At 40.5% G+C, this 26659-nt stretch carries 25 protein-coding genes; 10 read left to right on the top strand and 15 right to left on the bottom strand.

Annotated features, from left to right (window positions below):
* Positions 1 to 117: 117 nt before the first annotated feature.
* Entirely contained in the window at positions 118 to 987 is an 870-nt protein-coding gene (locus FCR06_RS25465; protein ID WP_189523579.1) for a response regulator, read from the top strand.
* Between the two features lie 35 nt (positions 988 to 1022).
* Here the strand turns inward: FCR06_RS25465 and FCR06_RS25460 are convergent, their stop codons facing one another.
* Together FCR06_RS25460 and FCR06_RS25455 are read right to left on the bottom strand one after the other, a co-directional pair.
* Positions 1023 to 1805, bottom strand: a complete 783-nt coding sequence (locus tag FCR06_RS25460; RefSeq protein WP_138504684.1) for a peptidylprolyl isomerase — start codon at positions 1803 to 1805, stop codon at positions 1023 to 1025.
* Between the two features lie 345 nt (positions 1806 to 2150).
* On the bottom strand, positions 2151 to 2525 hold the full coding sequence (locus FCR06_RS25455) for a c-type cytochrome (protein ID WP_138504682.1): 375 nt from the start codon (positions 2523 to 2525) through the stop codon (positions 2151 to 2153).
* Positions 2526 to 2735: 210 nt separating this feature from the next.
* Here FCR06_RS25455 and petG point away from each other — a divergent pair, with 210 nt between their 5' ends.
* Positions 2736 to 2849, top strand: a complete 114-nt coding sequence (gene petG, locus FCR06_RS25450; protein ID WP_138504680.1) for a cytochrome b6-f complex subunit V — start codon at positions 2736 to 2738, stop codon at positions 2847 to 2849.
* Between the two features lie 58 nt (positions 2850 to 2907).
* Here petG and rsmD read toward each other — a convergent pair whose 3' ends face one another.
* Together rsmD and hisH are read right to left on the bottom strand one after the other, a co-directional pair.
* Entirely contained in the window at positions 2908 to 3453 is a 546-nt protein-coding gene (gene rsmD, locus FCR06_RS25445; protein ID WP_138504678.1) for a 16S rRNA (guanine(966)-N(2))-methyltransferase RsmD, read from the bottom strand.
* A 115-nt stretch (positions 3454 to 3568) separates the two neighbouring features.
* Complete coding sequence (gene hisH, locus FCR06_RS25440; protein WP_138504676.1) at positions 3569 to 4204, bottom strand: imidazole glycerol phosphate synthase subunit HisH; 636 nt, start codon at positions 4202 to 4204, stop codon at positions 3569 to 3571.
* A 76-nt stretch (positions 4205 to 4280) separates the two neighbouring features.
* Here hisH and FCR06_RS25435 point away from each other — a divergent pair, with 76 nt between their 5' ends.
* The 4 genes from FCR06_RS25435 to FCR06_RS25420 all read left to right on the top strand — a co-directional run bounded on the left by FCR06_RS25435 (position 4281) and on the right by FCR06_RS25420 (position 7581).
* Positions 4281 to 4802 (top strand): peptidase C15, encoded by a 522-nt coding sequence (locus tag FCR06_RS25435; RefSeq protein WP_138504674.1) that lies wholly within the window; start codon positions 4281 to 4283, stop codon positions 4800 to 4802.
* A 31-nt stretch (positions 4803 to 4833) separates the two neighbouring features.
* Complete coding sequence (locus FCR06_RS25430) at positions 4834 to 6201, top strand: DUF3370 domain-containing protein (RefSeq protein WP_138504672.1); 1368 nt, start codon at positions 4834 to 4836, stop codon at positions 6199 to 6201.
* 405 nt (positions 6202 to 6606) lie between these two features.
* Complete coding sequence (locus FCR06_RS25425) at positions 6607 to 7041, top strand: response regulator (RefSeq protein ID WP_138504670.1); 435 nt, start codon at positions 6607 to 6609, stop codon at positions 7039 to 7041.
* Positions 7042 to 7143: 102 nt separating this feature from the next.
* Positions 7144 to 7581: a response regulator gene (locus tag FCR06_RS25420; RefSeq protein WP_138504668.1), complete on the top strand. Its 438-nt coding sequence runs from the start codon at positions 7144 to 7146 to the stop codon at positions 7579 to 7581.
* 245 nt (positions 7582 to 7826) lie between these two features.
* Here FCR06_RS25420 and FCR06_RS25415 read toward each other — a convergent pair whose 3' ends face one another.
* From FCR06_RS25415 to FCR06_RS25400, 4 genes are all read right to left on the bottom strand, one after another.
* Complete coding sequence (locus FCR06_RS25415) at positions 7827 to 9161, bottom strand: hypothetical protein (protein ID WP_138504666.1); 1335 nt, start codon at positions 9159 to 9161, stop codon at positions 7827 to 7829.
* A 269-nt stretch (positions 9162 to 9430) separates the two neighbouring features.
* The gene (locus FCR06_RS25410; protein WP_223280285.1) at positions 9431 to 9928 is read right to left on the bottom strand and encodes a hypothetical protein; all 498 of its coding nucleotides are present in this window, start codon (positions 9926 to 9928) and stop codon (positions 9431 to 9433) included.
* 149 nt (positions 9929 to 10077) lie between these two features.
* Positions 10078 to 11613, bottom strand: a complete 1536-nt coding sequence (locus tag FCR06_RS25405) for a serine hydrolase (RefSeq protein ID WP_138504782.1) — start codon at positions 11611 to 11613, stop codon at positions 10078 to 10080.
* Between the two features lie 174 nt (positions 11614 to 11787).
* On the bottom strand, positions 11788 to 12528 hold the full coding sequence (locus FCR06_RS25400) for an RNA methyltransferase (protein ID WP_138504664.1): 741 nt from the start codon (positions 12526 to 12528) through the stop codon (positions 11788 to 11790).
* A 404-nt stretch (positions 12529 to 12932) separates the two neighbouring features.
* On the opposite strand from FCR06_RS25400, the gene FCR06_RS25395 reads away from it, so the two are divergent.
* The 3 genes from FCR06_RS25395 to FCR06_RS25385 all read left to right on the top strand — a co-directional run bounded on the left by FCR06_RS25395 (position 12933) and on the right by FCR06_RS25385 (position 18664).
* Positions 12933 to 15521, top strand: a complete 2589-nt coding sequence (locus tag FCR06_RS25395) for a penicillin acylase family protein (protein WP_411268021.1) — start codon at positions 12933 to 12935, stop codon at positions 15519 to 15521.
* 624 nt (positions 15522 to 16145) lie between these two features.
* Positions 16146 to 16589, top strand: a complete 444-nt coding sequence (locus FCR06_RS25390) for a hypothetical protein (RefSeq protein WP_138504662.1) — start codon at positions 16146 to 16148, stop codon at positions 16587 to 16589.
* Positions 16590 to 16888: 299 nt separating this feature from the next.
* Positions 16889 to 18664 carry an SWIM zinc finger domain-containing protein gene (locus FCR06_RS25385; RefSeq protein WP_189523577.1) on the top strand — a complete coding sequence of 592 codons (1776 nt, stop codon included), beginning with the start codon at positions 16889 to 16891 and terminating at the stop codon, positions 18662 to 18664.
* 362 nt (positions 18665 to 19026) lie between these two features.
* Here FCR06_RS25385 and FCR06_RS25380 read toward each other — a convergent pair whose 3' ends face one another.
* The 3 genes from FCR06_RS25380 to FCR06_RS25370 all read right to left on the bottom strand — a co-directional run bounded on the left by FCR06_RS25380 (position 19027) and on the right by FCR06_RS25370 (position 21747).
* On the bottom strand, positions 19027 to 19644 hold the full coding sequence (locus FCR06_RS25380) for a hypothetical protein (protein ID WP_138504658.1): 618 nt from the start codon (positions 19642 to 19644) through the stop codon (positions 19027 to 19029).
* Between the two features lie 30 nt (positions 19645 to 19674).
* Positions 19675 to 21147: a D-alanyl-D-alanine carboxypeptidase/D-alanyl-D-alanine-endopeptidase gene (dacB, locus tag FCR06_RS25375; protein ID WP_138504656.1), complete on the bottom strand. Its 1473-nt coding sequence runs from the start codon at positions 21145 to 21147 to the stop codon at positions 19675 to 19677.
* A 396-nt stretch (positions 21148 to 21543) separates the two neighbouring features.
* Positions 21544 to 21747, bottom strand: a complete 204-nt coding sequence (locus tag FCR06_RS25370) for a hypothetical protein (RefSeq protein ID WP_138504654.1) — start codon at positions 21745 to 21747, stop codon at positions 21544 to 21546.
* Positions 21748 to 22283: 536 nt separating this feature from the next.
* Here FCR06_RS25370 and FCR06_RS25365 point away from each other — a divergent pair.
* Positions 22284 to 23078, top strand: a complete 795-nt coding sequence (locus FCR06_RS25365; protein WP_138504652.1) for a PEP-CTERM sorting domain-containing protein — start codon at positions 22284 to 22286, stop codon at positions 23076 to 23078.
* 249 nt (positions 23079 to 23327) lie between these two features.
* Here FCR06_RS25365 and FCR06_RS25360 read toward each other — a convergent pair whose 3' ends face one another.
* The 4 genes from FCR06_RS25360 to FCR06_RS25345 form a co-directional block, all read right to left on the bottom strand.
* Positions 23328 to 24524: a phycobilisome rod-core linker polypeptide gene (locus FCR06_RS25360; protein ID WP_223280284.1), complete on the bottom strand. Its 1197-nt coding sequence runs from the start codon at positions 24522 to 24524 to the stop codon at positions 23328 to 23330.
* A gap of 211 nt (positions 24525 to 24735) precedes the next feature.
* The gene (locus FCR06_RS25355; RefSeq protein ID WP_138504776.1) at positions 24736 to 25074 is read right to left on the bottom strand and encodes a CpeR family transcriptional regulator; all 339 of its coding nucleotides are present in this window, start codon (positions 25072 to 25074) and stop codon (positions 24736 to 24738) included.
* Entirely contained in the window at positions 25074 to 25697 is a 624-nt protein-coding gene (locus FCR06_RS25350; protein ID WP_138504650.1) for a chromophore lyase CpcT/CpeT, read from the bottom strand. The genes FCR06_RS25355 and FCR06_RS25350 overlap by 1 nt, the downstream gene beginning before the upstream one ends.
* 187 nt (positions 25698 to 25884) lie before the next feature.
* Positions 25885 to 26421, bottom strand: coding sequence for a phycobiliprotein lyase (locus FCR06_RS25345; protein WP_138504648.1), 537 nt, complete (start codon positions 26419 to 26421; stop codon positions 25885 to 25887).
* Positions 26422 to 26659: the final 238 nt, after the last annotated feature.

Here is a 26659-nt window from a genome sequence, read left to right as displayed (position 1 = left end):
ATTTAATATTTGAACATTCCTAACTCTTAAAAAAAGGCAATTAATCTTATTTCTATTTTTACCTGAGGCAAGAGTCTAGCAATTATTTATCGCAAAAAGTTTTGGTGAGACTAAATAATGTATCAATCGTCAAAGAAAATTCTTGTCATTGAAGATGATAACGTGACGCGCAATCTTTATTTAAAGGGTCTTAAAGCTAAAGGTTTTGAGCCGATAGGTGCTAATAATGGTCTTGCTGGTATTCAACAAGCACAAGAGTCTATACCAGATTTAGTAATTTGCGATATTACAATGCCGGATATCGATGGTTATAGCGTTCTAGCTATGCTACGCCAAAATCCTCTGACAGCGATTATTCCCTTTATTTTTCTGACTGGCAGTAGCGCCAGAGCAGATGTTCGCAAAGCTATGGAATTGGGGGCAGATGACTATCTTACCAAACCCTCTACACTAGAGGAATTGCTCAGAGCGATCGCTACCCGACTGCAAAAGCAAGCTAATCTCCGATCCTGGTGTGCAATTCAATTCGATAAAGCTTCGAAATCAGTATTTATAGATAATCATAGTATAGCGATCGCACAAGATAGTAATGTTGAGGTTAGTGTTGGCGTAGCGTCCCCAACTGAAGCCTCCAATGGAGAATCCATTATCTTTCCTTGCATTCCCGAATTAAAAGAAGTTTTTGACTTCATCGAAGCCCATTACCACCAAGGAATTACTTTGTGTGATGTGGCTGTTGCAGTTGGTTACTCACCGGCTTACTTAACTAACCGAGTAGCAAGGCAAACAGGAGAGACTGTTAACTGCTGGATTGTCAAACGCCGAATGGCAGGAGCTCGTTCCTTACTGCAAAATAATAATCAGACGATAGAGAAAATTGCTAAAGCATTGGGTTATCAAGATGTATCCCATTTCTCCCGCCAGTTTCGCCAACATCACGGTTTGCCTCCTCAGGCTTGGCGCAAAGAGCATCAGGTTGTATCGTAAAAACAGTCACTTTCTCATACTTAGGTTAATGGCTTTTAAACATCTTCCTGTGTCTGTGTTGCAGCTTGTTCTCGTTGTGCAGACATGATTTGTTTTTGTTGTTCTTGTAGCCAAGTTTCAAATAGTTCATTCAGTAGGCGGGTTTTCATCAATTCATCCAATTGTGCGGGGATAAATTTTTCTAGCCGTAAAATCACAAACCATTCAGCAATGCGGGTAGGGGGTAATATTTGACCTGGTTGACTGCTAGAGAGCATTTGCACCATTAGCGGATGTAAGGCATTCAGTTCAACTGGGCCTACTAAACCGCCAGTTTGGGCTTCTGGCCCGAGTGAATATTCCCGCGCCAAGTCAGCAAAAGAGTTTTCTTTAGCTTGAATCCGAAAGTAAAGTTCTTGAGCAATTCCCACATCCTGGGTTCGCAATAGAGAATAAATTACTTTGTCAAGTTTTGACTTGGACTGAAAAAAGTAGGATTCGAGCTTATTACCCCAAGTCGCTTGCTTAAATTTTTCAATTTTCAGCTTTCGAGTGGTAATCCCTTCTAATTGTTCATAAGTCACACCTTGACGTGCCATCCAAGCTTGAACGTCTTCTTCATTTTTCAACTGTTTTTCAGCGTAAAACTGCTGTTTAGCTTGGGCTATTTCTTCAGGTGTAAACTCGATTACGACATTGGCGGAGCGTGAGCTTTGCTCGATCGCTTCATCAACGATTAATTCTCGCTGCAATTGTGGCAGCATTTGATAACTCGCCAGTAAAGAAATCAGTTCACTAGCTGCGATTGTACGATTACCGATTTGGAGCGCTTGAATCATTAGCTTTGGGGCATCTTAAGAATATCTGGTGTGTCAAAGAAGCTATACCGTAGCCGATGGGAACTTTTGCCTTAATCCCACTGAGTTAGGTACGCTAACCTCAGTTTGGGAATAATTAATATAGTAATTCGCTAATATACTTTAAAATATACAATTTATCTGAGTTTTTATCATAGATTCTACGTAAAAACCAGCAGATATAAATAAAGAGTAAAGTACATCTGGAAATTCTGATAATTTGTTAAGATATATTAAAAATTTTCATGTACTGAAAAAGGCAGCATATTTAATACTACCTTTTTGGATGAGGGGTTTACGTATTTCGCAACCAAAGAATCTAACGTGTTACAACGACTCTAGGTAGCTCAAAAGGTCTGCCATTTCTTGGGCACTAGGCTGGAACTTTGGCATTGGGGGCGTTTCGCCACTAATGACTTGATGAATCAGTCCATACTGCGACTTGTGCTTAGAGACAGCTTGCAAACTCGGCCCCACTCGTCCGTCTGCTTCCAAGCCATGACAACCAGCACAATTAATTTGAAAAATAGCGTGTCCTTGAATTGGGTTTCCTGTTAGGGATAAAACGCTTTTGACATAAGGATCAGAAGCTCGAACCAAATGAACACCAAAAAAGCCCAAAGGGACTGCTAGCAGGATGGCCAGCGTCAATAAAACGATGCGCTGAATCAATATTTCAGGTTTGGTAATCTGGTTATTCAAAAGGTTTGCGGTGAAGGTCTAGGTGTGCTAAAAAGTTTTCATTTCCTACACATAGCTTAAAAGTTCTTGATTGTGTCTGCAAGCACAGAAGACAATTTTAATCTGGATGGTCGTCCTTGCAAAAGGTTATAGAACGCAGGATTCATACCGAATTTGGTAAAATCAAAAACGGGAAACAAATATTGAATAATTGCAAAGAGGAGACTTACAGTGGTTGAACCCCTGCTCTCAGGTATTGTCCTTGGCCTAATTTTCGTTACTCTTTCTGGACTGTTTTACGCTGCTTATAAGCAATTTAAGCGCTTCAATGAGCTAGGAGGGTGATGGGGTGATGGGGTGGTGGGGTGAAATTCTCTCGCCATTTCCCCATCTCCTCATCCCCCTAAGGTGCAATTCTATAAAAAGTAAGTGATGTGTTGCCGTAAACTTTCTGGCGGCAAATTTCCCAATTAGGAATCTCTGTTAATGTCCAACCTTGTGAAGCGTGTTCAACTGCGATTTCACCGTTAGGATCTAAAAGTTGATGGTGAGCGATCGCTTTTAAAACTGGCTCATACAATCCACTGGCATAAGGTGGATCGAAGTAGATTTTATCAAATTGCTTGCCTGATAATGTCTTTAACTGCCCAATAATATCTCCCCGCATGATCCGAAATTCTTGTTCGGGATTAGCTAAGAGCTGCCAATTTTCTTGAATAGTGGCACAGGCTCGGCTCGATTTTTCAATTCCCACGACTAAGACGGCTCCTCTACATAAAGCCTCTGCGCCCATTGAACCAGTACCAGCACACAAATCTAGCCAGTGACAACCTGTAATTTTTCCCTGCCAAATATTAAAGACTGCCTCCCTGACTCTAGCACTAGTAGGTCTAGTCTCTTTACCTGGTAAAGTTTTTAGCTGGCGATTTCCGTAAATTCTCAGGCTCATTGGTCGTTAGTCATTAGTCATTAGTCATTGGTCATTAGTCAATGTTTACTGGTCAGTGGTGATTTTCATTTTTTCACAAACGACAAAGGACAAATGACGAAGGACAAAAATATTATTAGGCAGGAATTTTTTCCCGTACTTGAGCAACAAAATTAGACAGGATTTGCAATCCGATATTAGAAGATTTTTCGGGGTGAAATTGTACTGCCATCAGGTTTTCATGGGCGATCGCAGCTGTTACAGTTTGAGTACCGTGGGTGACGGTTGCTGCACGCATTTGCTCTTCTATGGGGTCAACATAGTAAGAATGGACAAAATATACCCAAGGATTCGAGGGTAAATGCTCCCATAAAAGACTTTTTGGTTGAGTCACTTCCAGCTGATTCCAACCCATATGAGGAATAGTAATGTCTGGTTCTGGACGAAATCGTCGTACTTTTCCTTTGATAATTCCCAGTCCCGGTTGGATACCTTCTGCACTTGATTCAAAAAGAATTTGCAATCCCAAACAGATGCCTAAGAAAGGTTTGCCAGAAGCGATCGCTTCTTTAATCGGTTGTTCTAAACCACGCGATCGTAAATGTTGAACTGCGGGATCGAAAGCTCCCACTCCCGGCAGAACTATTGCATCTGCTTGCTCTAATTCTTTTGAAGAATAAGTAACATTAGGAGTTGCTCCAGCTTTTTCCAACCCTTTGCAAACTGAATGCAAATTTCCCATTTCGTAGTCTACGACCGCAATCACTGGCATTTACCTGCTCCTTGTAAAATTATTATGGAGGGTTTTTCTATTCTAAATAATATTCCTATTTTAAATAATATTTGTTATGTTCAAAAGAATTCTATTAACTTCCTTTGACACTTGGCTAAGCGATCAACAGTCAAATTCATCTGATGATTTATTAATAGAAGTTACGAAACTTCAGTTGATTCCCCATAATTTAACTTTTTTGCATCGGTTACCCGTAGATGTGCAACTGGCCAGTTCTCAGGTAATTGAAAATATCAAGTCTATTCAACCCGATTACATCGTCTGCTGTGGTATGGCTGCAAGTCGCGCACAGTTAAGCGTGGAATTAACCGCTAGCTGTGGAGAAAGTGTTTTGCACACAGATGTTGATTTAGAAAAATTAATCACAGGAGCCGCAGCAATTGAGATTAGCCATGACTGCGGTAAATTTGTTTGCGAAGGTCTTTACTATTGTGTGTTGGACTACTTAAACCAAAGCCAACTGTCGGCGCGTTGTATCTTTGTTCACATTCCGGTTCTCAATGGAGAAAATTTAAGTGGTATTCTTGCTGATTTCTTATTAATTATTAACAATCTGGCACTTTCATCAAGTTATTAGTGTCTGTGTGTTCAAACTAATACTTAAATAAATGTTGCCATTGTTACTAATTTCCCCAATAGCCCAATTCACGCCTGTTACACCACCGCCTGAAGAAGTGGTGCAATCACAACAAGTGCGTTCTTTACCAGGCAAGTTGGATACAGTGCCAACTTTTAATAGCAATAGTCCGGAATTAGTTTTGAGAGAAGGAATTTTACTTTCGACTTTTCCAGCAGATGGTAAAAAAGTGCCAACAGCACATTTAAATTTTCCCTTTCGAGGGCGATTTGATATTTTTGCTCACCATATTGCGAAAGCTGAACCACCAGAAAATTTACGTTCTCTTTATCTGGGAATAATTTTGCATAACCCTGGTGCGGAATCGGTGAAAGTAAATATTTTGCAGGCGGCGAGTTATTTGAGTCAACCAGATGCACCATTTATTGAGTTACCATCTTTTAGCCAAAATCCCTTAGGGAAAATTTTTGCTGGGCCGGGCGATCGCGTTATGACTGATATATTAAGGGGACAACGACAACAAATTTTCCCCGCCCAAATAAACATCCCACCAGGGCAAAGTCGGATGTTACTAAATTTACCAATTCCGGTACAGGGATTGACGCCACCTCTTAATGGTCGGTCTACATTAATGCGACTGCGGAGTAATGGTACTGTTTATGCTGCTAGCCTAGCGATGTTCGCCCAAATAAATCCTGATGGTAGCGAACGTGCGCCGACTTTGGAAGAGTGGGAAAATTTATTAGATAATGGTGATTTGGCTGGGCCGCGGGATAAAACTCCCACTCCCCTAGAAGAAACTAACAAGCCAATAATTTATGGGCGTGTTGCTGGAGTGGTTGCTGGTTCCCAGTGGAGAGCCTTATTAGTAGATAATCCTAAAGTCAAGTATTTAACGATTCCCCAACCTGGTGAAATGTTTTCCTATGCTTTGAGTACCCTGCATGGCGGTACTTTAGGAACTGGTCAAATTCAAAGTGCTAAGATGCTGGTGCGCTATCCTGACACTGCATATCGTGCTCATGGTAACTATGGAATTCAATATAGTCTGAAGTTGCCGTTATATAACAATAGCCAAAGTCCGCAAACTGTGAGTGTATCGATCCAAACTCCACTCAAAGAGGAGCAGTTAGTTAAACCAGGATTACGCTTTTTGAGTATACCAGCCCGTGAAGTATTCTTCCGAGGAACAGTGCGGGTACGTTACACAGACGAGGAAAATCAACCAAAAACAGAGTTTGTGCATTTAGTACAAAAGCGAGGTCAGCCAGGAGAACCCTTAGTTTTATTAAATATGAAAGCTGGCGATCGCTCTTTAGTAGAAGTAGACTTTCTCTATCCACCCGATGCTACACCACCACAAGTATTAACAGTGTCAACTCAATCTGAACCTCGGTAATCAGTTATGGGTAATGGGTAAGAGCTTTTCTTTAATTACCTATTACCAAAAAATATTTGTCATCAGTACTACAAAAATGCAGCGTCAAAATATAAAATATTATAAAAATTATTAAGATTTTTAAACTTATAAAATTTATTTGAAGTTTTTCTCATTCAAAAATAAAGCTTACCTTGGTCAGAGGAATACTTGTATAGTAGATTGCAAAGCCCTGTACTTTAACTATTCGAGAATACAGCACTTTGCTTCTGGATTCCTACTCTCTGTGTTAGGCAGTTCAATTCTGAGAAAAAATGTTGCTAAATGTTAAGGAAAATAAGGAAAATCTTATTTTTTCTGAAACTAGACTAATTCTTAAATTATTGTTAGATAGTAAGACATTCACTTACAGTGAGACTCCTAGTCATGGCAATTCCTAACATTTCTACACTCGACGGATTGCGAATACTATTGGTTGATGACGATCTCGATTCCTGTGTCTGGATGACTTGTTTGCTTGAGTTTTATGGGGTCGAAGTTCATTCAACTTTCACGGTAGATCGAGCCTTAAGAGCGTTTGTCGAACTTTGGCCAGATTTAGTAATTACTGACATTGCCATGCCCGATGAAGATGGTTATTCGCTACTACGTCAGATCCGGCAAATCGAAGAGCCGCTCGAAAAACCCACTCCTGTTATCGCACTCACAGCACTCGGACAGTCAGAAGCCGGATTTTCAAAGCCGGAAGCAAGGTTTGACCAATGGTTCTTAAAGCCTGTGAACACAGAAAACTTAGTCGAGGCGATCGCTAATTTGACAGGGCGGTCAATGTTGATTGATAAATTAGTTTCTTCATATTGATAAAGCTTTTCACCTCAAGTTTGTGTATTTAGGGTGAATACTTATTCCGCTCCATGCGCTGCAATAGAAATAGCAGAATATAGCAGGCAAAAAAAGGACGGTATGACAATCGAGCAAAAATTCAACCAAGAAACTAAGGTAAATTCGCTTCAGCAACTTAGTGGCATTCTGATCTTACTGGTAGAGGATGAGCCAGAGATTGCAGATTTACTCATCTTTATTTTAGAAACAGCTGGCGCACAGGTGATGGCTTTGAGTAATGCAGAAGCAGCCTTTGCCTTGATCGAATCGCTTCATCCCCATCTTCTGTTGTGCAATATAAAGTTGCCCAATCATGATGGAAATTGGTTAATTAAGCAAATTCGAGTGCATTCTAACCCATCCCTAAGAGAATTGCCTGCGATCGCCATTACTTCTTATACACGGGAATTCTCAAGTGATAAAGCTTTGAATGCTGGCTTCGATAGATTTCTAGTCAAGCTTGAGAGTCCAGAGGAAATTGTAGATGAGATTGCTCAGTTGATATCTAGCGCTCATTAAATATGTATAGCAATTCTATTTCAGAGGAACTTCAACGAATAAATTATTCCGTTTGAAGTTGCTGACTGATGACTATGAACAGTGGAATATTATTTGTCAGTCCGTAGACAATATTTATCAAGTAAATCTTAAGTAGTAGCGTACGCTAAATTGTTACAATAAATTTTTTATTCGGGATCTTGTTCGCACTGGACGGGCTAGAAGCCCATCCTACATAGGTAATGAGAGGGTTTTCTATGTACCTATTAACTTCTTTGAAAACCCTTTGCTGACTTTTGTTGCCCCTTACTTTTCGGTTTAGATTTATTAACTTCTGCTAATGCTTCCTGAAATAAGTTGTGTAAATGTATTGGGACACTAGCAATTTCCGGTAACTCTGGTTCAAGAGGTTTGTTGAATTCTTGTAAAAGTGTGTCCAAGTCACTTTCAAGGCGAAACTCTGGACGTTGGAGATATTTCTGCAAGACATTTTCTAATTGAGTTGGATATTGTTGCGCTAATCGATGCCAAATAAAGGCATTAATACTTTTGTCTTCGAGGTAGTAGCGAATTAGTTTTTCGCCACCTTCAATACTTTGCCAATCCTCTGCCAGTAAAATTGTTTGTACCTTACTATATGTTGGTAAAAACATTTGTCCCCAACGAGGATGAGAAAGAGCCGTTACCTGTTCTGCTTTCTTAAGTTCAGCAGGTAAATCAACCTTGGGCATCACCATTTTAGAATTGCCCTTTTTGTTGTTAAATATCTGAGCAACGGCGTTAGAGTCGGCACCAAATTCTGCTGCTGCGGCTTTGATTTCTTCATCATCAATGCCAGCTTCCTCTGCTACTTCCGCCAGAGATTTGGAAGTATCAATTCCTGCTGCTGCCAAGGTTTTTTCAGTAATTACCTCTTGGAATTCTGCTATTTTTTTATTTAGCTGGTAACCAGGTAATGTAATCTCATCAGTACCAAAAAAGTCGATAAACTGTTGATGATATTGTGCTACCGATTGCCAAGCTTCCTCTAGCAAGTCGGGAGCATCGCTGTAAAGATTACTTTTATAGTTTTCTTTGAAATTACCAATTGCCACAGCCAGTTTTGGCTTACCTAATTTACCCATGAGTGTGTAAGGGCCAGAGAATATCCAATAGCTGTCAGTAACGGGAGAAATGCGAGTTAATAAGATTTCTCCAACTTTCAAGCGAGATATTGCCTGTAATGTTTGAGGATTGTTTGGTTTGACAGTGTAGTGTTTGTCTGTCAACCAGTTGGTTAATTCAAAGCCATCAGGTAGGATGTTAGTAATGGCAAATAAGCCAATAAAACTACGATGCCAACTGTTGATTAAGTTGCGATCGCTCTGGTCTAAATCTGGCTCGCTTTCAATAAACAACTCTAATGGTGAGTGTTCGCCAACTTTTCCTTCTGTGAGAAAGCGATCAATGATTAAGTCCTGCTGTGTACTGTCACCACTTCCACGGCGCAGTTGTGCAGCTGCATAAGTTTCCAGTGCTTGCGCGAGCTCGCCTTCTGCATCTAAGACAAAATCAACTAAGGCTTGTTTTAATTCGTGCGATCGTTCTAATATAGCATCCACAAGTTAATCTCTCGGTGCAACAGATGTAAATTATAGCTTTTAACAAAATTGCAGCATCTAACAATAGCTAGATTTATAAAGAAGTTCAGAACTCAAGAGCAAAGCCAAAGACGCTCCGCTGAGGCATCATAATTGTGCATAAATTGGAGTTTGACTGAATGATGGGCAACTAAGCCAAGTCTGCGTATTATTACGGAGAAGGAAGCTAGCAAGAGCGTTTCCTAGAGAGCGTCTGAATATTAAGCTATTTCATCTTTAAATTTGCAAAACTATAAAATACTTGGCCAGGAGAGAGTCAACAGCATGATTAAATTACTTGACCAAAACCCAAGCAGCAGCCACAAGACACTACTAATTATCTTCAAGTTGAGTTGAGATAAATTAGTAGTTTTAAGAGATTGCTGCTCGTACCAAAGTTGCCAAACTCGAAATGTAGTGTAAAGTGTACCAATAATAACTACTAAACTTTTTAACCAAAGACTACTAACTATATTTTCAGTGAAAATTTGGATGACAATCACTAATAAATAAAAACCAAATATTTTCCGAACTTGAGGATTTTTTAACCAAACAAGAAATACAATTGTAGGAAGAACAAGTCCAATTGCGATCGCTAACAATATCCAGACATGAATAAATCTCAGTCCTGCATCGCTATAGTTAATCACTGGACTAATTGGTAATATTCCAATTGAGGTCAACCAACCTACAAGTACGGTAACCAGGGTTGCCAGTACAATAAAGATGAATGTCGTTCTCCAAGTCATTAATTGTTTGCTCCCCAGTCCCCGCGTCATCATTTATAATTTTATTTTTGAGAATTGGTATTAATTATTCAAAAATTCCCACAAAAAATTTTATCTAAGGAGTGGTAGATATTATGAGAAATACAAGTTAAAAATTCAATAATTCCAAATTATCTTGGGGGGTAATACTGTGGATTAATAATTGGAGATGAATAACCATTTGTGGGTACAGGACTGATAATCGGAGCTTGATAGCCGTTCATGGGTACATTGCCTGTGGTCCCGTTGGGTAAAACAGGATTGACAATCTGGGGTTGATAACCGCTGGCAGGTATAGTGCTTGTAGTACTGCTGGGTGTAACAGCATTTTGGCTAAACTCTTGGTAAGCGACCCGAGAAATCGAGCTAATCAGTTTTTCAGCGCGAGGGTCGTTGTTGGGGCGTTGTACCATGACAGCAGCTACGTAGCGCTTGCCAGTGGGAACAACAATTAAACCTGCATCTGCCAGCATTGTGCCAATATCACCTGTTTTGTGGTACACTCTGGCACCTGTTCCCAAACCAGATGGCAGCAGAGTGTCTTTCTGGGTACGACGCAAGATATCGAGCATTAAATCGCGTGATGGCACACTAACTAAATTTCCCTGACTGACGATCGCCATCAAATTCCCTAGTTCTTTGGGACTAGTGGTGTTTGTGCCTTCCAAATCTGGCAGTTGATTGCGAATCACTGTCGTTGTCAATCCCCAACTGCGGAAACGCTGGTTTAAAGCGTCTATCCCTCCTAATCGGGCGATTAGCATATTTGTGGCTGTATTATCGCTGATGGTAATCATTTTAGTGACGACTTCCAAAGCAGCGTATTGGGTTCCGGCTGATTTGTATTGCAGATTTCCTGAACCACCTGCGATCGCATCTTGCTGCATGGTCAGCATTTCATCGAGGCGAATTTTTCCTGCATCCACATCTTGGAAAAAGGCAATTAGAATCGGCAATTTGATTGTGCTAGCCGCAGGAAAACTGGTAGAGGCATCAATATCTACATAATTACCAGTATCCAAATCTACTAGGAAAACTCCAGGTTTCAGATTTAGGTTGCTGGTGGTCAAATTCTGCACCGCATTTTTTAAGGAAATAATTTCCTGAGATAAGTATAGGCTTGAAGATGCAGCTGGGGGAGTAGGGGTGGGTTGCGGCTGCGATTGTCCCACATTACTATTACTAGATTGGGGCGCTGAATTTGTAGTAATCCGATTAGCTGGGTCTAATATAGATAACACAGTGCCCACAATTGCCCCCATACCAACACCCACAATCAACAACCGCAGAACATACAATATGGCTTTAGCTGTTGGCTTTAACCGCGTCTTGTGGGATGAACGTCTGCTGGTTCTTGGCTTTTCCATCCGCACTGTTTTAACTCTTGCAGTACTTCGTTGCAAGGGAGTTCCCTTTACGGTCGGTATTGGTTTGACTGCCACTGGCATAAGTAACTCCGATTTTACCTTGCGTGTAGCCGCTGGGGTTGCCGGAGGACTGATGCGATTTTTTGGGCGTGCTAGCGCCGTTTTTCCAGCAACAACTTGCTGCTGGTTATTAGCTTTCACTTTCTTCGGTGCCACTTTTTGAACCTTTTGTGGACGCTGGCGGCGGTTTAAGGGTTGACGCCGCGAGAAAGCTGTTAGTTCGTCACTCGACTCTGACACTGTTACTCCTTGTGACCCACTGGACTGTTTTCTGGCAGACTCCTGACCCAAAACTTAACCTTCAAGCAATAATAATCCTCAAATTCCACTTTGCCACTAAGTAGCGTTTTTGTGTTTAATTTAAGCCATATTAAATATTTTGGGGGGATGATTGCGTATATATTAAACTAATAATTATAAGTTTTCACCATCCTTCTCGCTTTCAAGCATCCATTCTACCTGGCGTAAAATTCCTCGCAGCATTCCTACTTCCCCACTTTGCAGCCCAACGCGATTATACAGTTGGCGAAATTTTTCCATGCGACTAGCTGCGGTATGTGGATACAAATAACCAATTTTCAATAATAGTGATTCTAATTGCTGGTAGTATGCTTCCACAACATCTAAAGATGCGAGTTCGGTTTGGGGTAAGGTTTGAGTTTCTCTTGGCTGGGCAGATTGTGACAATTCATAACAGCAGATTGCTACAGCAGTAGCTAAATTCAAGGATAGATAATTTTGACTTGTGGGAATGCAAACAAACCGCTGAGCATAATTTAATTCTTCATTGCTTAATCCCCGGTCTTCTCTACCAAAAATCAAGGCTGCGGGTTTTTTTGGTTCCTCCAGTAGCCATGGTAGTGCAGTGCGGGGGTTTTCTAAAGGTATTTCCCAACTACGAATGCGACCTGTGGTAGCGATCGCCCTAACACATCCATGTAATGCTTCTGGTAAGGTTGCCACTACTACCGCAGATTCTAAAATTTCTTTAGCATGAACAGCCATCTTCAAAGCTTCTGCTGATAGGGGATCGCATTGGGGATTTACTAATACTAAATAATGTAACCCGAAATTTTTCATTACCCTGGCGATCGCTCCAAGATTTATCGGCCCAGCTGGCTCTACCAACACAATTCTTAATCCAGCTAAGCTCATTTTTTGCCTCCGGCGATCATACTTAAAAATATTTTTAGGCTAGTTCAAAGTATTCTTAAGATTATTGTAGCTGTGTAAGTAAACCCTACCTCAAGTCTGAACACTTATTCGCACTTTTTTACGGAGCGCAATCTATGCCGTTCGGCTAATCTGAGGTAGAGCAGTTGAACTCACGTGATATTAACAAAGCGATCGCTCATTAAAAGCTGACTTACAAGTATTCGTGGCACGCATATCCAAAGATTAAGCAGTCGGATAAATGCTGCTTAACTCGAACAAAAACGAACCTGTAATGTTTTAAGCTGTATGATGTCGCTTGATTTCACTCGAAAATGCCACGGCAAGCCAAAATCAAAAGCTCCAGGAAACGCTGGTTTCCTCAGATTCTTCAAAGAACTTTGATTATGTTATTAGTCCTGGGGCTATTGTTAATCGGACTTGCCACTCACATTGTGCGTCAATCATTTCCCCAAGAAAATGGCACAATTCAGCTACCCGGATTGAAAGCCGAAGTAACCGTTGAGCGCGATAAATGGGGAGTTCCCCATATTTATGCTGCCAATTCCCACGATTTATTTATGGCACAAGGTTACACTCATGCCCAAGACCGCTTTTGGCAAATGGATTTTTGGCGACACATTGGTTCTGGGCGACTCTCAGAAATATTTGGTGAGTCTCAAATTGATACTGACAAATATCTGCGAACAATGGGTTGGGCGAGAGTGGCGCAGCAAGAAATCCAGCTGATTAATGCAGAGATGAGAGCGTACTTGGAAGCTTATGCTGATGGTGTCAACGCTTATTTAGCAAAACATCAAGGCAGCACCTTGAGTTTAGAATATGCTGTGCTAAAATTCCTCAATCCGAGATATCAGCCAGAGCCTTGGCAAATACTGCATTCTCTGACTTGGGGTAAGGTGATGGCTTATGATTTGAGCAGAAATTTCCAGAATGAGATTGAACGTGCAATACTGCTTAAAACCCTCACTCCTGCTCAGGTAGAAGAACTTTTTCCGCCGTATCCTCCAGATTTACCAGTGATTTTGCCGGACTTCGAGAACAAAGAGGATAAAAAGAGTTCTTTCCCCACATTGCCGCGTCTTTCCGTTGCTGCGTCTTCTTCCCTCTTCTCTGCTTTAGAATCAATTACTCAGCCAATGATGGCTTTAGAAAAATTAATTGGTTCTACGGGAATTGGCATTGGTTCAAATAACTGGGTGATATCTGGCAAACGCACGGCTACAGGGAAGCCGATTTTGGCTAATGACCCCCACTTGAGTGTGCAAATTCCTTCTATTTGGTATGAGGTTGGCTTACACTGTACCGTTAAGAGTGCAGAATGTCCTTATAATGTTGCTGGTTTTTCCTTTGCAGGAATGATTGGAGTAGTTATCGGTCATAGCGATCGCATTGCCTGGGGTGTAACTAATGTCCAATCTGATGTTATGGATTTATACATCGAGAAAATCAACCCGAAAAACCCCAACCAGTATGAGGTAAATGGTAAATGGGTTGATATGCAACTCGTTTCACAGACGATTCAAGTTGCAGGAACTCAGCCAATCGTGCAAACGGTGCGCTATACCCGACACGGGCCGATTCTCTCTGATGTTTCACCCAATCTCCAGCAGTTCCAACCCAGCCATACTAAGTTACATTCAGAAATAGCATTCAAAAATAAAGAATATACGCAAGTAACATCCCCTTCATCTGCCTCATTTTCCTCATTGAATGTAACTCGCTATCAGCCTCTAGAATTGCCACCAAATTATGCGGTTGCTCTGCGTTGGACAGCTCTACAACCTTCCAAGCTAGGGTATGCCATTCCCCAAATGAATCGTGCCCAAAACTGGCAGGAATTCCGCACTGCTGCCAGCAATTACGATGTCCCGGCTCAAAATTTGGTCTATGCTGACGTTGATGGCAACATTGGCTACCAAATGCCTGGTAAATTTCCGATTCGAGCTAAGGGAGATGGGCGTTATCCGGTTCCTGGTTGGACGGATGAGTATGAGTGGCAGGGCTATATTGATTTTGAGGAATTGCCCAAAAGTTTTAATCCAACCGCAGGTTTTATTGTTACTGCAAATAATTCAGTTATGCGTGAATACCCTTATTTAATTACCGCAGACTGGGTTTATGGCTATCGGGCAAAGCGGATTGTGGAGATGATTTCACAACAAACTCAACCGATTTCCCTTAAAGATGTACAGCACATACAGGGTGATAATCGCAATCTCAATGCACAAACCTTAGTACCACTACTACAATCAATCGCAGTCGATACACCCCGCTTGCAAGCAGCCCAAAAACTGCTACGAGATTGGAATTTGCAGTTGGAAATGACATCGCCTGCTGCGGCTCTATTTGAAGTATTCTGGAAACACTTGCTAGCAGATACATTTGACGATCAATTGCCTCAAAGGTACTTTCCTGATGGCGGCGATCGCTGGTATGCTGTGGTAGCAAATCTGGTCAAACAGCCTGATAGTTCTTGGTGGGATAATCATAACACCCCAAAAGCTGAGAACCGCGACCAAATCCTCCGGGAATCCTTTACTAAAGCTGTGGATGAACTAGAACGTATTCAAGGTAAAGACCCGAAAAACTGGAATTGGGGCAAACTGCATACTGTTACTTTTCGTAATGCCACCTTAGGTAAATCTGGGGTTGCACCAATTGAAGCTTTATTTAATCGTGGTGCTTTTGCCACGGCAGGTAATGGCGAAACAGTGAATGCTAACCGTTGGGAAGCAAACAAATCCTTTGAAGTTACGGATATTCCTTCACTGCGGATGATTGTAGATTTGGAAAATTTGGATAACTCACTCTCGATTCACACCCCCGGCCAATCAGGTCATGCGTTCCATAAGCACTACAAAGATATGGTTGAGCCTTGGCGTCAGATTGAATACCATCGGATGTGGCAACTAAAAAATGTTACAGCAAATATTACTGTGACATTGAAGTTAATACCAAAATTGACAGAATAAATTTATTTAAGTAAAATTACATACACACATTCGGAGAAATAGAGTATAAAGTAGCAGGGATAAAGAAGTTATATCAAGTTCGGCTAATTACTTACAAAGGAGTTGGTCTTTTTGGTAATTGATAATTGGTAGTTGCTAAAAAGTAAACAGTTGTGTTTTTCTTCACCATTACCCATTACCCATTACCCATTACCGATCCTCACAGATATCATAAGTATTAAACCGGACACGATATTATATCATCTGCGGTTAAAGACTATTGTTTAGATTGACTAAATAATTACTAATTCGTAATTCATAATTAAAGAGGGTTCAAGCCACCAGCAAATAATTACTAATTCGTAATTAAAGAGGGTTCAAGCCCCACTGATTGTAACTACGAATTACTGTCTTCGAAGCGGTAGCGATAGCGAAGCGTTAGCGACGGAGGAGCGTCGGAACGAGCGTCATTATCAATTATGAATTATTTTGATACTCTCAAGGACAGAGATTTTAATCATTAGTGATTAGCCGTACAGGATATCAGAAGCAGAAATAGAAATTTTTGAGAAAAAAGCATTTTTGCTAACTATCAATTTCCGTTCCCGAACTTTCAAAGAAACATAGTCGGAGATAATAGAACGTATGCAACATGGATTAAAGCAAAGTTTTATACTTTCAATCACAACTGCGATCGCATTATTATTTGTAAGTTGTGGAGAGAGTAAAGTTGCCCAATGTAACAAAATCATTAAAGTTGCCAATCAAGCATCTACTCTCGGTCAGGAATTCGGGAAAAATCCCAATCAGTCAAAAGGTTCTAAAGCTTTAACTGAACTTGCCCAAAAGATAGATCCACTTGCCCAACAGATGAAAGCACTAGAAATTAAAGATGAAAAACTCCAAGGTTTTCAAGGACGCTTTCTTAAACTTTATCAAGACATTATTAAAGAATTGAATAATGCCGCAACAGCTATAGATAAAAAGAATTCCTCAGCAGCAAAGAACTCCTTGGTATCTCTGCAAAAGAGTGGGCAGGAAGAGAATTCAATAGTCAGTGAAATTAATAGCTACTGCTCGGGTAAATAACAAAATCCAGACGAAATTTTGATAAGTAGAAGGCAGGAGACATAAAACAGTCCCGATGAAACAAGTTTCACCACCAAGCGTGAAAAATGTATTTTCCCCTACACCCCACACCCTACACCCTACCTCCTACCCCCTTTCTTGACAGAGGTTTTAGGACTTTCCGTGAAAACTCAGGCGTTGTCGCAAAGGGGTTGAGGTTAGGTTCCATCGAACTCAGCTAGAGTTATAGATTCTTTACAGCGCGTTAGTCTAAGACATAAGCTGGATTTATCAAGAGGACTTACACAGGCGATCGCCCGATGTCTATTCCCCAAATTAGTGAGTTTACTATCCGCCGTCATGCCAACGCCAAATCTTTCCAACGGGGCGAGGCATACTATCAAGCTGGTGCTGTCAATGCTATCACCCAACGTGGCTGTTTGCTTGAGGCAGATGTTATGGGCAATGAAGCCAGACCTTATCATGTCAGCCTCAGTTTTGATAGCAGTGGATTGAGTTCTGTAAACTGTACCTGTGCTTACAACTTTGATGGGTGGTGCAAACATATTGTGGCGACAATGCTCGTCTGTGCGCGTCATTCAGAACATATTCGGCAACGCCCTACCCTAGAAGAATTACTTAATCGTCTAGATAATGTCCAAACTCAAAGGCTGCTCGAAGAGTTGGTAGCAGAATACCCGCGACTGATTGAGGCGATTGACCGCCGTGTAAACTGGATGACTAATGCTGTCGGGGAACGAATTATAAAACCTGTGCGACACAGTACTATCGATGCGGCTTCCTTTCGGCGGGAAGTGCGGCAGATTCTCCGGGAAGCTGTGCAGTATTTTGAGGAGGGTTACGAAGAAGACCCGATTGCTGAAGAATTGCTGAGTGTAGTGCAAACTGCGGTAGATTTCAGCGAACGGGGAGAGGCTGAAAATGCGATCGCTATTTTAGAGGCGATTACTTCTACCTGCGTAGAAAATTGGGACGATGTTGCAGAATACGGTGCTGAAAATGATGAAATTGTCCAGGAACTAAATCAAGCTTGGTGTGATGCAATTCTCAGTGTCGAACTCACCCCAGAGGAAAAAGTAGATATTCAAATAAATTTAGAAGCATGGCAAGATGAGTGGAATGCTGATTTTGGGATGATTATGGAGGCTTTACGCCAAGATTGGGATTATCCACCGTTAGTGCAAGTTCTCCAAGGGGATATCACCGAAAGAGGAGCTTGGGAGGAAGATGTGCCCGACTATGCAGATGATTTAGCACAAATTCGCCTGAAAATTCTCGAACGTCAGGAACGTTACCAAGAATACCTGTATTTAGCCGAGGCAGAAGGGCAAACCCAGCAGTACTTRACAATGCTGGGGCGTTTAGGCAGAGTAGAAGAAGCAATTGATGCTGCTCAAACCCAGATGATCTCAAAGGAAGAAGCCTTTGCTCTTGCTAAAACACTCGTCAGCGTTCAAGGAGCATTACAGCAAGCATTAAATATCGCCGAGAATGGCTTAAATTTACCGGGTAATTGTCAGTACGAGTTGGGAATTTGGACAAGTAATTTAGCTCTACAGTTGGATAACAGTGAAGCTGCTTTATTAGCAATTAAGGCAGCTTTCCAAGTCAAACCCTCGTTTTTTGATTACCAAAAGATGCAAGAATTAGCTGGCGAAAATTGGGAAAGTGTCAAAACAGACTTGTTAAAAATTATCCGTAATTATAGTGGTTGGGGAACAGAATCAGCCAAGGTGGATATTTTCCTGCACGAGGGGCTAATTGATGATGCTATTGTGATCGTTAGCGAACTTAGTTCTTATGATTCTGAATTAATTTACCGGGTAATGGATGCTGCAATCCTCAATAATCCTGATTGGGTGATTGCCAATGCTGGTAGCCGTGCTGAAAAAATTATCGATGCAGGTAAAGCAGAATACTATTACTATGCGATCGAATGGCTAAAAAAGGCACGTACTGCTTATTTGGAATCTGGCAGAAAGGCTGACTGGTTAAGCTATCGGCAAAATTTGATGCAAACCCACGCTCGTAAGCGTAAGTTGATGGCAATGTTTCAGCAAAAGGGTATGGAGTAATACGAATTCAAAGTTCAAAATGACGCTCTCTACAAGACGCTGCGCGTAGCTTACTTCTCTGTAAGAGTACGCAAACACGGCTTAGCTGCGCTAACAAAATTCACGCATTAAGAAAGCCAGACATAACATTTCATCCTTCATAGTTTGGTTTTGAGTCAAAAATTGGTTCCAAAATTTACGCTTCATTTCTTTTGTGACAGTTCTGGTGCGGAATGTGGGTCACAACTATAGCGAACCAGGCATTAAGTTCTTGAGTGGAAATGGAAGTGAAATCGAAAGAGGAAGTTATTCCCCAGAAGTTATCGTCTGCTCCTTTAAAACCCCAAGTGTCATTTAAAGGCTGGATTATATCTGTTGTTTTGTCAATTGGTTGATTTTGCAGCCCATTCTTCTTTTGGCTTAAACCCATATTCAAAAATTCCTTTTAAACCCTCAACTTCGCTTATTGAACCAAACCGTTCCTCCCAACGTCGTAGGGCATTTTCCAGTAGCGGCTGATTGACTAAGTAAAGTTCGCTATTGTTTGCGCCGTTATGATAGGAAAAAGGATAAAAAAGCGTGTGATCCACAGAGAAGCAGAAATCTGGCTCTCCATACTCTAGACCACCACAAATCAACAACTCGCCAAGGAATCTCACCCAAGCTCGAATTGGCTGATGGGGGGATTCTTCAGTGCGAACAAATACTAGCAGTTCGACTTGCATCGCTAGCTCTTCAATAGCAGCAGGATACTCGCGTATGGCTTTTAATACGTGTTCAATGTATTCTTCATAAGAGTTTCTTGGTTGCCACTCAAGCACCACTCCCTTAATATCTGATTCGCTGCTTGGGCTAAAAAAGACTTTGACGAATTGAGTCGAGAGGGAAGTAAAATCGAATGGTAGAACTATACACCACCTGCCAGCACTTTTTTTACCCCCCCAAGTGTCATATAGAGGTACGATTGGATCTGCTATTTTGTCAATTGATTGATTGTGCATATTAATCTATTTAGAATCTCTCAATTTTTATTAACAACGCTGCAACTCGGCTAACAAAACGACAATTTCATCAATTGCTTGGCGCACAACTGTCGCAGGTTGTTCCGATTGATTGACAATAATACTAAAAACTAATGGTTGATACTTAGGCGCATTCACATATCCAGACAGAGAAACTACACCTGTTAACGTACCTGTTTTAGCTTGCACAATACCCTCAGCTGGTGTGTTTTGAAAACGGTCTTTTAAGGTTCCACTCTTACCAGCTACGGGTAAAGATGCGCGATATATAGATGCTGCTGGCGTTCTTGCCATTCCCCGCAAAGTTTGTACAAAAGCTTCTGGTGTTACTAAGTCACGACGTGATAAACCCGAACCATCTACTAAAACATAATTTGCTGGATCGACTCCCAATTGAGTTAAACTTGCTTTCACAACTTCCAAACCTACATCAGTGCTAGTTTGATTTTTAATTCGCAGTTTTTTTGTAGCTAATGCTCTTAACAATGCCTCAGCATAAAGATTATTACTATTTTGCAGAGTTTCCATCAATAATTCAGATAAAGGTGGTGATTCTACAAATGCTATTTCCTGTTGATTAATTCCACCAGATACTACTAATGTTTTTCCTAAAGGTATTTTTTCTTTTGCCAAAGCAGTACGGAAGTGTCGTAAAAAGTAGTAATTAGGATCAACTACAGGTAAATCTAATGAGTAAGGTTCAGAATTTGCTGTTAATTGTCCTTGAATTCGCAATACTGTTCCCGATAACTCGCGGGTGACATTGATATAAATCGGTTGATTTTGGGCAATGGTTACTGACTGATTAATTGTCTGCCACTGTCTGGCTTCGTTAGGGTCGTCCCAAACTATTTGTAAAGGCTTACCTACAGCTTGGGGTACTAATTTTAAACTAAAAATATTCTGATTAACAATAAAACTGTCGACTGGGGCACCATAATCTGATTGTACATCTTCCCATTGCCAAGTAGGGTTAACAATATCTCCTTGAATATAACTATCATCGGCAATTAATTCTTGAATTTGAGTAATACCTTTGTGTTTCAATTGTTGTGCTAATGCTTGTAATTGAGTATCACTTAAACTAGGATCTCCCCTACCAACAACCCGTAAAACACCATTGCCATCTTGATAAATAGAAGTACGAATCCGAAAATTAGCACCCAACTGTTGTAATGCAGCTGCTGTTGTTAGCAACTTCATGTTAGAGGCTGGAGTAAAGTATTTCTCAGCATCTCGATTGTAAAGAGTTAACCCCACTGACAAAGGTTGCACCAAAATTCCCCAACGCATCCGACTAAATAGAGGACGATTGATAACAGCATCTACAGCTGTTCTCAATTGACTAGAGCAAATTGATTTTGTAGTAGTTAGAGGTGCAGCTGGGGTTTGTGCTTTACCAACTCTAGAACTAAATGCTATCTGGGTGGTTAAAAATATTAATAAAATAGCCAGTGATTGATTGAAAGTCTTAAGTTTCACCTATACTCCTTATCCCAATGATAAATAATTTTACTTTGCCAGCAATTTTTTTTAATAGAGAAAATGCCTCAGTAAAGTTACTTAACTAGTATAAAGAAGATGTTTACATATTTACAGCCTTTTTGATGTATTTGAAGCACAATTTTTTGTAACGCTCCACGGCTAACTACACATCACCGTAAAATAGATCAGAAATTTGCTTTGTGGTAGGTTAGGTTGAGCAAAGCGAAACCCAACATTTGCAGGTTTGTTGGGTTGTGTTACACGTCAATACACCCTACTCTTGTTTTAAGAGGACACACACAAGTCAACAGATAAGGCTTGCTAAATTGGAACTGTGGTGAAAATAAGAGTCAAGAAATATAAATCACCCTTCTAAAGGCATCATCTCAGATTTTAAAAGTATTGACTAATATGGTAGTCAATGAATTCACTACGATTTGACCACTTAGCTTGGGGAAACACTAACTTTTTAGTCATGTTGATAACCTCATTTACGAAAATGATATAGTCATCACCTCGTAAAACTAACTCATCACCTGTTATGTGGTCAGTTAATACTACAGACTGGCCTACTTTCATATATGTGTATCGTTGCATAAGTTATTGCGCCACTGGTTGCTCAGTTTAAGTAGCCGTGTTCTATCTGTAATTTGGATACAAAAACGCTAACCATTCCGCAGTTAATTAAAAATTTTTCGATGAAAAATTAGCTCTTTGCTGTCTATATCTCCTTATTTATATAAGGTAGAGACGGCTTTTGCTCAAAAGCAATCAACCTATATTCTCAAAGTGAATCATATCAGAGAAATATTGCGATCGCTAATAGATACGAAACAGAATTTTATTTATCAAATTTCAGATAATACTGACTTATTTTGACTTCTAAAGTAATTAAATGTTGACAAATCTAATAGCTATACCTCATTTAGAATGAAGCAGAGAGTTATTTTAGTAATTGCTCAGGCAGACTAATTATTGAATTAAATGTTCCAGCTTTTGACAACCAAGCTTTTTCTTGCCAATGAAACTTACACTACCAGTTTGGGAATAATAAATCGTGCTGGAGAAACATTTGAAATGAATTCCAGCGCATTAAGTGTATTTTTATCGGCGATTACGGGAGCAAGTTTTTCATGAAAGCAACTTTATCAGGGGCTAAGCTGGGTAGTGTAATTGTTAGCAGTAGTTTGACCGCAGCAATTATCGGTTTGAGTAGTTCTAGCGCTTTTGCCGCTCAATTCATCACAATTAAAACCACTGGCACATTATCAGGAACTATCGAACTTCCCAGAAATAATCCTAATTTTAATAATAGTATTACTCGTATTGATACGGATGACACTGGAACTTATTACCGCAACTTAGGTACTAAAAATAATCCTAATTATGTTCCTGTGTACAAGTCAGACTATTTCCAGGTAGGAACGCGTTCTGATGGAAGTCTGCATTACTTCGTTGACTTTAAAGGCATTCCTTTTGTCTCCTTCGATGGTGTCCTCACATCACCGATTCTCACTGGTGGTGAGTTGACTCCCTTTGTTTACCAAGGACAATTGCCAGGAACCACATTTCAAGGAGTAGTCCAAGATGAATTTAATTTTATCAAAGCTTTCTACACTGGGACTGTCACCGACCCAGACACCAAAAAGCAATATCAGGGCACTTTTGAAATAAATGGGTATGGAGAACGATATAGCAATCGTAATGGTGGTTTAACTCCGACAGTTTTTGATTTCCAGTCCGATATCCCTGGCTCACCAACTATAACATCTTTGACTTTGACTAACATTCCCTTGGTGAATTTGAATATCAAAGTACCTATACCTGTGAATGAAACTTCTATCCCAGAACCCGCTAGCATTCTCGGAACTCTGATAGCAGCTGCTTTTGGTACTATTCTTAAAAGGAAAAGGCTGACTGATGAGTGATGACCAGCCCCTTCAGGGCGAGGTGTGGGCTGAGTGGGTATTGGGGGTGCTGAGAAGGAAGGGTGTGGGGAAAAGAAGGGGTGTCGGGGGAAGATAAGGTTTGTAGTAAGAGTTATTGAGTTATTTCTCTATTCCCTACACCCTACACCCTACACCCCCTTGATTGTTAAGCCTCAACGAGCTAAAAAAGCGTCTTTCATCCCATCCTGACAAAGAATGGATTTTCCTGAGGCCTATTTACAAATTTTCTTAGCCATTAAAAACGCGACTGCGCCACTTATTTAAACGAGCTTCCCCAACTGCGGCTAAGCGTCGAGCATCAGCAATTTGCTCTTGCAATGAGGTAATCTGTTTTGCTTGGGCGTCGGCTTGCTCTTGGAATGATGCAGATTCATTTGCACTCTGAAAACTAGAAAACTGCGAACTAGTGGTAAATTGTGTTGTACCGATGCTGGCAAAGGGTCGTAACTCTGCTAGTTGTTGTTGTAAAGCTGCAATCTGGCTTTCTTGTTCTTTAATTTTTTGTCGCAAACTTTGTTCGGCTCCTTTACTAGCTGCAACAAATGTATTAACTCCAGCAGATTCAGACTTGGGTTTGAATAGTTCAGCTAACAATGCACCAACGTCTGTGGATTTAAGTTTACCGTAAGGAGTGTTGGTAATTAGCGATCGCACTAACTGGGGTTTATTATTTGATGCTGGATTCTTGTCGCTGCTGGAATTACTCCGTACTAGTTGCAGCATATTGGTAAATTCCAGTATTTTTTGGCCAGTTTGGGTTTTGTAACCCCGGTAATATGGCACTATGTTGTCGCCAAAAGCATTTAAATACTCGTCGCTATCAAGATAAGAATCAATATCTGCTTCAAAACCCTGTTCGTCTAAAATGTTGCTGTGATCTTTCATCTCGGAGTAGTCATCAGGAGCGCGACCCAACAGATGTTTGAAGTTCAATTCTATAGCACGGTAGCGATAAACTTTATCAAAAAATCTGGAGCGATACAACTCTGATTTGGCAAGTTGACGCACGAACTCACGAACACTAATTATCCCTTGTTTGAGCTGTGATTCTGGGGTAATGAGGCGTTCGCTTTCCATCACGTAAGCATTCCCCAAAACTTGCCGATAAACTCCCGCAATCACAATTTCGATATCATTAACTGAAGCACCAGACCACAGTTCAATGGTTTGTGTTTGGGAAAATGCTTGATATTGGCTTTGTCTAATTTCGTCATCTGAAAGGCTTGGCATAATTTGATTATTGTGGGTAGGTGTAAAAAATGGTTCAGACTTGAGGTTGAGAACGTTGGCAAGGGATCTATTGATATCCGTTGTAATAATACTTTGTTTGGGTTTATATAGCCCCGCTAAAACAGCACTATATCTTCGCCAAATGCAGCTTTGGTATTCATCGCAATTGATTTCTAATACGATATAATTTATCAAGTTCTGAGATATTTTTTAGTTACATTTTCTAACAAACTCAGACGGCTAACGGTTAATAACTAACAACTAATCATCAAAAAAATTAGCAGCGAGATATTAACAGTTAGCCGTCAACCCTCTATAGGAGGAATTAAAAATTCAATCCTGATTGATTTTTGAACTTTTCATGAGAGCAGATTCCCAAGGCGAATCAAGCTAGCAAGAATATTTCTTAAGCACGTACATCAAATCTAGTGTAGAAACCACCGTATTTTATCCAGTATTGTTTCAAGGTGTGATGAGGTGTATGTAAACTTGCTTTTGCTTGATATAGAATAACTTGCCGATGATCGCCCATCCAAATTTTATTAACTGGGTCAACAGATATTACAGTTCCTCCTAAAGAAGCAACGCATTCAGAAAACCTTTCAATCGTCGTATATTCTAGTGTCTCGAAGATAAAAAAGTTACCCGAACAAATCAAGTGACGACTGCGAATCCAGCAGCGCATTTTTTTTTCAGCCTGTGGAGGTAACATTATAGGTTTAACAAATTCGAGCTGAATTAACATCATCCGCTCACCGCATCTAATTCATCAGCAAAACTTTCTCGTTTTTCAAAGTGTAAAGGGCCAGTAGTTGATCCCCATACTTGTTGATGGGTTTCAATATCCATACCTTGATCCAAACTTATCCAAGTATGCTCAGTTATTTCTACTTCGCTAACAAGATATGTTTGGCGACCATTGCGAAGAATTAAGCATTGATTGCCTGCTTCCACGCTACCGCGAAACATTTCACGTTCTCGGACAAAAACCATCGAACAGTGATAGCGCCGTTGAATACTTTCTGGGGTAATGGTTTTGAGGATATCTAGTTCACGAGCAGCACCTGCATAAAGTATAGGATCTTTCAAGCTGTAATTTTCGATATAAATGCGATCGCCCCAATCTACTAATTTATGTACTCCCTGGCGGTAGGGTGTCCATAAATCATGGTCATATGCTTGTTCTGAATAAAAACCAATGGCTGAAAAAAACTCAAATGGTAAAGGACGAAAAAAAATGTGAATGTGCGCGTAAAGTTGAGGATTTGCAAAAGATTGCTTTTGGTTGCTAAAATCTCCTGCCATCCAACAAGCTAAGGTGAGCAAATCGCTGGACTTGGTGCTAGAGTCACTGGGAGCTATTGTCATATTTAACCTCAGGAGTGACAAGACAAAACTAGTGCAAGAAGGCAAAGGGCAAAACAAAGAAGTTTTATCTTTTTGGCTTTTTACCTATTTATCAGATGTAGGTTGATTTTGCCTTATTGTACTAAATGATTCCTTTAACAGCTATCAGTAAACATTGTTACTGATTTAATCTTTTAACCCAATATTGCTAACTTGTTGAACTTGACAAAGACCGAATCTCTGAAGAAAAGGAAGCCGTTGTCACACCTTTACCATTGCTGGTTTTGATCAGCGATACACGAAATCGCAGATTTGGGTTAGCAAACCAAATTCGCTCTTCGGCAGCAGCCAGGTCATACTCAGTTACCAAGGTAAAAATACCATCGTCACTCAGGTGATATTTACCTACTGCGGGGATTATTTCGGCATATCCCTTTTCCCGCAGGAGTTTACCTGTAGAATGATTTTCGCTATCGGGAATTGGTACCAGCACAGTACTACCAGAGATTGGTTTATCGTCCCAATCTGATTCACCTTCCCAAGTCATCCGAAAGGGATGAGTGATACTGCTGAGGTCAGCATCATATAATTTACATATTTCTTGCACCGCTGGATCGTCATGAGACAGAGACTCAATGTCGATGGTAGACAGTACTTCTTCAAAATGGGCGAATGCTAAATGATGACCGCTACGCTGCGATCGCCATCGTCCAATCGAAAGTTCAAAAAATTCAATAATTTTCATTACAAAAGCGATTTCAAAAAAACGGCTTATAATCCGATAAATCTTTTGGTTAATGAGTTATTCTCTGAGTCTATTTACTATTGATATACGATTTTCCTATCTTTAAATATATTCATTACCGAAATTGGCTCCCTATTGTTTAACTATTTTGGCTCCTGGATTTTGACTTTTGAATTGGAATGTTTTTGTTCAATACCATAAAGACTCTAATAAATTACGAGTCTTAGTTGAATAAATT

Origin of the sequence: Nostoc sp. PA-18-2419 (assembly GCF_005869855.1) — a bacterium.
GTDB lineage: Bacteria > Cyanobacteriota > Cyanobacteriia > Cyanobacteriales > Nostocaceae > Nostoc.
This window is presented reverse-complemented; position numbering and strand designations above follow the sequence as displayed.

Bases quoted from the DNA above. Each gene is read 5' to 3' on its own strand.
- hisH (WP_138504676.1), bottom strand. From the start codon at position 4,204: ATGCCAGTGATTGCGGTCGTAGACTACGAAATGGGAAATTTGCATTCA.
- FCR06_RS25410 (WP_223280285.1), bottom strand. From the start codon at position 9,928: ATGACTTGGAGAACGACATTCATCTTTATTGTACTGGCAACCCTGGTT.
- FCR06_RS25390 (WP_138504662.1), top strand. From the start codon at position 16,146: ATGCAACATGGATTAAAGCAAAGTTTTATACTTTCAATCACAACTGCG.
- FCR06_RS25380 (WP_138504658.1), bottom strand. From the start codon at position 19,644: ATGCACAATCAATCAATTGACAAAATAGCAGATCCAATCGTACCTCTA.
- FCR06_RS25430 (WP_138504672.1), top strand. From the start codon at position 4,834: ATGTTGCCATTGTTACTAATTTCCCCAATAGCCCAATTCACGCCTGTT.
- FCR06_RS25400 (WP_138504664.1), bottom strand. From the start codon at position 12,528: ATGAGCTTAGCTGGATTAAGAATTGTGTTGGTAGAGCCAGCTGGGCCG.
- FCR06_RS25435 (WP_138504674.1), top strand. From the start codon at position 4,281: ATGTTCAAAAGAATTCTATTAACTTCCTTTGACACTTGGCTAAGCGAT.
- FCR06_RS25420 (WP_138504668.1), top strand. From the start codon at position 7,144: ATGACAATCGAGCAAAAATTCAACCAAGAAACTAAGGTAAATTCGCTT.
- FCR06_RS25355 (WP_138504776.1), bottom strand. From the start codon at position 25,074: ATGTTAATTCAGCTCGAATTTGTTAAACCTATAATGTTACCTCCACAG.
- FCR06_RS25425 (WP_138504670.1), top strand. From the start codon at position 6,607: ATGGCAATTCCTAACATTTCTACACTCGACGGATTGCGAATACTATTG.
- FCR06_RS25370 (WP_138504654.1), bottom strand. From the start codon at position 21,747: ATGCAACGATACACATATATGAAAGTAGGCCAGTCTGTAGTATTAACT.
- FCR06_RS25395 (WP_411268021.1), top strand. From the start codon at position 12,933: ATGTTATTAGTCCTGGGGCTATTGTTAATCGGACTTGCCACTCACATT.
- FCR06_RS25345 (WP_138504648.1), bottom strand. From the start codon at position 26,421: ATGAAAATTATTGAATTTTTTGAACTTTCGATTGGACGATGGCGATCG.
- FCR06_RS25460 (WP_138504684.1), bottom strand. From the start codon at position 1,805: ATGATTCAAGCGCTCCAAATCGGTAATCGTACAATCGCAGCTAGTGAA.
- rsmD (WP_138504678.1), bottom strand. From the start codon at position 3,453: ATGAGCCTGAGAATTTACGGAAATCGCCAGCTAAAAACTTTACCAGGT.
- FCR06_RS25465 (WP_189523579.1), top strand. From the start codon at position 118: ATGTATCAATCGTCAAAGAAAATTCTTGTCATTGAAGATGATAACGTG.
- FCR06_RS25365 (WP_138504652.1), top strand. From the start codon at position 22,284: ATGAAAGCAACTTTATCAGGGGCTAAGCTGGGTAGTGTAATTGTTAGC.
- FCR06_RS25350 (WP_138504650.1), bottom strand. From the start codon at position 25,697: ATGACAATAGCTCCCAGTGACTCTAGCACCAAGTCCAGCGATTTGCTC.